Source organism: Methylobacterium sp. WL116 (genome assembly GCF_008039455.1).
GTDB lineage: Bacteria > Pseudomonadota > Alphaproteobacteria > Rhizobiales > Beijerinckiaceae > Methylobacterium.
Genome location: NZ_VRUV01000389.1, coordinates 1 through 4,348 on the forward strand (window position 1 = coordinate 1; position 4,348 = coordinate 4,348).

Consider the following 4,348-nt stretch of genomic DNA (forward strand, 5'->3'; position numbering starts at 1 on the left):
CGCTCCGGTCCGAGGGCCGGCCGGCGATCGGCTTGCCGCGTCGCGCCTCCCCCGTAACCCTTTGCAAAGGCGGATGTGGCGTCTATCCGTTCGGGCAGGGCCGCCCCGCGGCCGAGTTCCGCGTCGCCAAGCCCGCGGCCGAGTTCCGCGTCGCCAAGCCGGACGACCAAGTCCGAAGACCAAGTCCGAAGAAAACGCCCGGAGCGTGCCATGAATGCCGTGACCCTCGACGCCCTCGACCTCTCCGCGCTGCTGTGCTCCCGCGTCTGCCACGACGTGATCAGCCCCGTGGGCGCGATCGTGAACGGGCTCGAGGTGCTGGAGGACGACCAGGACGAGTCGATGCGCGAGTTCGCCCTCGACCTGATCCGCAAGAGCGCGCGCCACGCCTCCGCCCGCCTGCAATTCGCCCGGATCGCCTTCGGCGCGGCGGGCTCGGCCGGCGCCTCGATCGATCTCGCCGACGCGGAGAAGGTCTCGCGCGGCATGTTCTCCGACGAGAAGACCCAGCTCAGCTGGAGCGCGCCGGTGGCGCTCTACCCGAAGAACAAGGTCAAGCTGCTCCTCAACCTCGTGATGATCGCCACCGGCGCGATCCCGCGCGGCGGCCTGCTCGACGTGACGGTGACCGGCGACGGCGAGGCGCCGACCCTGGTGCTGGTCGCCAAGGGCTCGCATGCCCGCATCCCGCCCCATGTCGAGGCGCTGATCGCCGGCACGCCCGAGAACGGCGTCGTCGATGCCCACGGCATCCTGCCCTACTATGCCGGCCTCGTCGCCCGCGCCGCCGCCATGAACGTCCGCTTCTCCATCGAGGGCGACACCGTGACGATCCGCTCGGAGCCGGTCGCCGCCGCGGTCGAGCCGGTGATCGAGACCGCCCCGGAAAGCTCCGAGGACGACCGCCCCTCCGACAGCGAGCCGTCCGACACCCTGCTCGCCTGAGGAGCACCGGCTTTTCCCTCCCCCCGACGGATCTCGGGCCCGCCCGAGATCCGCACCCCGTGTGCCCGAGGCGGGCGAGCCCGGCTTGGGTGCGGGGGAGGCTTGGGTGCGCCGTCCACGCGCGAGACGCACGCGGGAGATCCGCCGCGCTGCGTCACATTGAGCGCGTGCGCGACTCCCGGGAAACTTGGCCGGCGGGCGCCGGGTCTCTCCCATAGGCGCGGCCGGGCTCCGGCCGCCGATTAGGAGATCCGAACATGGCCCTCGACACGCGCGACATCTACGTCACGGCGCTGAAGAACACGCATGCCCTGGAGATGCAGGCGCTCCAGATCATGGAGCGTCAGGTCGAACGGCTGCAGAACTATCCCGAGATGGAGGCGGCGCTCCGCCGCCACATCGACGAGACCCATGGCCAGCGCACCCGCCTGGAGGAGGCGCTGCACGGCCTCTCCAAGAGCCCCTCGGCGCTCAAGGAGGGCTTTCTCGGCTTCGTCGGCAACATGATGGCGCTGGGGCATGCCCCGGCCCAGGACGAGATCCTGAAGAACGCCTACGCCAACCACGCCTTCGAGAACTTCGAGATCGCCGCCTACACCTCGCTGCTGGCGATCGGCGAGGCGGCGGGCCAGCAGGGCCATGCCGCGGCCTTCCAGCAATCGCTGAAGGAGGAGGAGGGCATGGCCGCCAAGGTGCGCGAGCTCGTGCGCCCGACGACCCTGCGCTACATCGAGCTGACCACCGCAGGCGCCAAGGCCGACCGCTAGGCCGGGCGAAGACCGGACCGCGACGCGGTCGATCGCGTCGCGGTCCGGCTCCCCGCGACGGCGGGGCGGCGGCCCGCCGGACCTCATGGGTCCCGACCCACGGGCCTCGGGATGAGCGGGCCGCGTCCCTGGGGCGTTGCCCGCGACAGGCTTTGCGCCCTATGTCGGACGGGTCGGCCGTGCCGGCCCGCCAGGACGAAACAGCCCGATGCGCTTCACCGGAACCGAGTCCTACGTCGCGACGCCCGACCTCACAGCGGCCGTCAACGCCGCCATCGTGCTGGAGCGGCCGCTGCTGGTGAAGGGCGAGCCCGGCACCGGCAAGACGGTGCTGGCCGAGGAGATCGCCAAGGGGCTCGGCGCCGACCTGCTCACCTGGAACGTCAAGTCGACCACCAAGGCGCAGCAGGGCCTGTACGAGTACGACGCCGTCTCGCGGCTGCGCGACTCGCAGCTCGGCGATCCCCGCGTCTCGGAGATTTCCCACTACATCCGCCGCGGCAAGCTGTGGGAGGCCTTCACGGCCGACGCGCGCCCGGTGCTGCTGATCGACGAGATCGACAAGGCCGATATCGAGTTCCCGAACGACCTGCTGACCGAGCTCGATCGCATGGAGTTCTTCGTCTACGAGACCGGCGAGACGGTGAAGGCGGCTCGCCGCCCGGTGGTGATCATCACCTCGAACAACGAGAAGGAGCTGCCGGACGCGTTCCTGCGCCGGTGCTTCTTCCACTACATCAAGTTCCCGGACGCGCAGACGCTGGGGCGAATCGTCGAGGTGCACTATCCCGGCATCAAGCACTGCCTCGTCGAGGAGGCGTTGCGGGTGTTCCTCGAGACCCGCGAGGTGCCGGGCCTCAAGAAGAAGCCCTCGACCTCCGAGCTGCTCGACTGGCTCAAGCTCCTGGTCTCGGAGGACGTCGACCCCGAGACCCTGCGCGAGACCAACGCCCGCAAGCTGATCCCGCCGCTGCACGGCGCGCTGCTCAAGAACGAGCAGGACGTGAGCCTGTTCGAGAAGCTGGCCTTCATGATGCGGCGCGAGGGGCGGGGGGGCTGAGCCTTCCGCTCTTCCCCTCCACCCCCCCTCATCCTGAGGTGCCGGCAGCGAAGCGGAGGCCTCGAAGGAGGGTTCCAGGGACCGCGCGACCTCGGGAGGGCTCCTTCGAGGCCCGCTCGCGCGGGCACCTCAGGATGAGGCGATGAATTGGGGGCAGCGGAACGCCGCCTGCTACCTTGGCCAAAACGCGGCCGTCAGATCGAGAGAACCAAGAGCCGCCGCATGAAGATGAAGAAACTCGGCCGCACCGGCCTCGACGTGTCCGCCCTCTGCCTCGGCTGCATGACCTACGGCATCCCCGAGCGCGGCCCCCATCCCTGGACGCTGCCGGAGGACGAGAGCCGCCCGCTGATCCACCAGGCGCTCGACCTCGGCATCAACTTCTTCGACACGGCCAACTACTATTCCGACGGCACCAGCGAGGAGATCGTCGGCCGGGCGCTGCGCGATTACGGCGACCGCGACAGCCTCGTCGTCGCGACCAAGTGCTTCTACCCGCTGACGGACCGGCCCAATGCCGGCGGGCTGTCGCGAAAGGCGATCTTCGCGGCGATCGACGCCAGCCTGAAGCGGCTCGGCATGGACCACGTCGACCTGTTCCAGATCCACCGCTGGGACTACGAGACCCCGATCGAGGTGACGCTGGAGGCGCTGCACGACGTGGTGAAGGCCGGCAAGGCGCGGTATCTCGGCGCCTCGTCGATGTATGCGTGGCAGTTCTCGAAGGCGCTCTACACCGCCGATCTCCACGGCTGGACCCGGTTCGCGACCATGCAGAACCACGTCAACCTGCTGCATCGCGAGGAGGAGCGCGAGATGCTGCCGCTCTGCCGCGACCAGGGGATCGCCGTGCTGCCGTGGAGCCCGCTCGCCCGCGGGCGGCTGACCCGCGACGCCGACGCCACCAGCGCGCGCCAGGACAGCGACGCCGTCGGCAAGGGCCTCTACGACGCGGCGGCCGACGCCGACTGGGCGATCATCGCCAAGGTCGCCGAGATCGCCGAGGCCCGCGGCGTGCCGCGCGCGCAGGTGGCCCTGGCCTGGGTCGCGGCCAAGCCCGAGGTCGCCGCGCCGATCATCGGCGCCGCGAAGCCCGGCCACCTGACCGATGCGGTCGCGGCCCTCGACCTCGTGCTCACGGACGACGAGATCGCGGCGCTGGAGTCGCTCTACACCCCGCATCCGATCGTCGGGTTCGCCTGATGCGCCGCCTGCTGCTCCTGCGCCACGCCAAGTCGGACCGGCCGGCGGGCGTCCCCGACATCGACCGGCCCCTCGACGCCCGGGGGCGCGAGGCCGCGCCGCGGATGGGCGCCTACCTCGCGAGCGAGGGCCTGCAGCCCGACCTCGCCCTGGTCTCGCCCGCAAAGCGCACGCGGGAAACCTGGGAGGCGGTGGCCGCCTCGCTCGGCGCGGTTCCCGCGCAGATCGTCGAGACGATCTACGAGGCGCCGCCGGCATCGCTGCTCGAGGCGGTCCGCGCCGCCCCCGATTCCGCCGAGACGCTGATCCTGGTCGGCCACAATCCCGGCATGGAGGCGCTGGCCGACCGGCTGGTCGGCGCCGGCCCGCGCGC

Annotated in this window: 5 protein-coding genes; all 5 read left to right on the plus strand. The window is 70.8% G+C overall.

Features of this window, described 5'->3' with window-relative positions:
- Positions 1-210: 210 nt before the first annotated feature.
- The gene (locus FV223_RS21090) at positions 211-945 is read left to right on the plus strand and encodes a histidine phosphotransferase family protein (RefSeq protein WP_147728838.1); all 735 of its coding nucleotides are present in this window, start codon (positions 211-213) and stop codon (positions 943-945) included.
- A gap of 257 nt (positions 946-1,202) precedes the next feature.
- Positions 1,203-1,712 (plus strand): ferritin-like domain-containing protein, encoded by a 510-nt coding sequence (locus tag FV223_RS21095; protein WP_147728839.1) that lies wholly within the window; start codon positions 1,203-1,205, stop codon positions 1,710-1,712.
- A gap of 208 nt (positions 1,713-1,920) precedes the next feature.
- Positions 1,921-2,772, plus strand: coding sequence for a MoxR family ATPase (locus FV223_RS21100; RefSeq protein ID WP_147728840.1), 852 nt, complete (start codon positions 1,921-1,923; stop codon positions 2,770-2,772).
- Positions 2,773-2,994: 222 nt separating this feature from the next.
- Positions 2,995-3,975 (plus strand): aldo/keto reductase, encoded by a 981-nt coding sequence (locus FV223_RS21105; RefSeq protein ID WP_147728841.1) that lies wholly within the window; start codon positions 2,995-2,997, stop codon positions 3,973-3,975.
- Positions 3,975-4,348 (plus strand): histidine phosphatase family protein (locus FV223_RS21110; protein WP_147728842.1); only part of this gene is annotated, 374 nt, incomplete at its 3' end. The genes FV223_RS21105 and FV223_RS21110, both read left to right, overlap by 1 nt.

Excerpts from the sequence above, each read along its gene's own strand:
- FV223_RS21090 (WP_147728838.1), top strand. The coding sequence starts at position 211 with ATGAATGCCGTGACCCTCGACGCCCTCGACCTCTCCGCGCTGCTGTGC.
- FV223_RS21095 (WP_147728839.1), top strand. The coding sequence starts at position 1,203 with ATGGCCCTCGACACGCGCGACATCTACGTCACGGCGCTGAAGAACACG.
- FV223_RS21100 (WP_147728840.1), top strand. The coding sequence starts at position 1,921 with ATGCGCTTCACCGGAACCGAGTCCTACGTCGCGACGCCCGACCTCACA.
- FV223_RS21105 (WP_147728841.1), top strand. The coding sequence starts at position 2,995 with ATGAAGATGAAGAAACTCGGCCGCACCGGCCTCGACGTGTCCGCCCTC.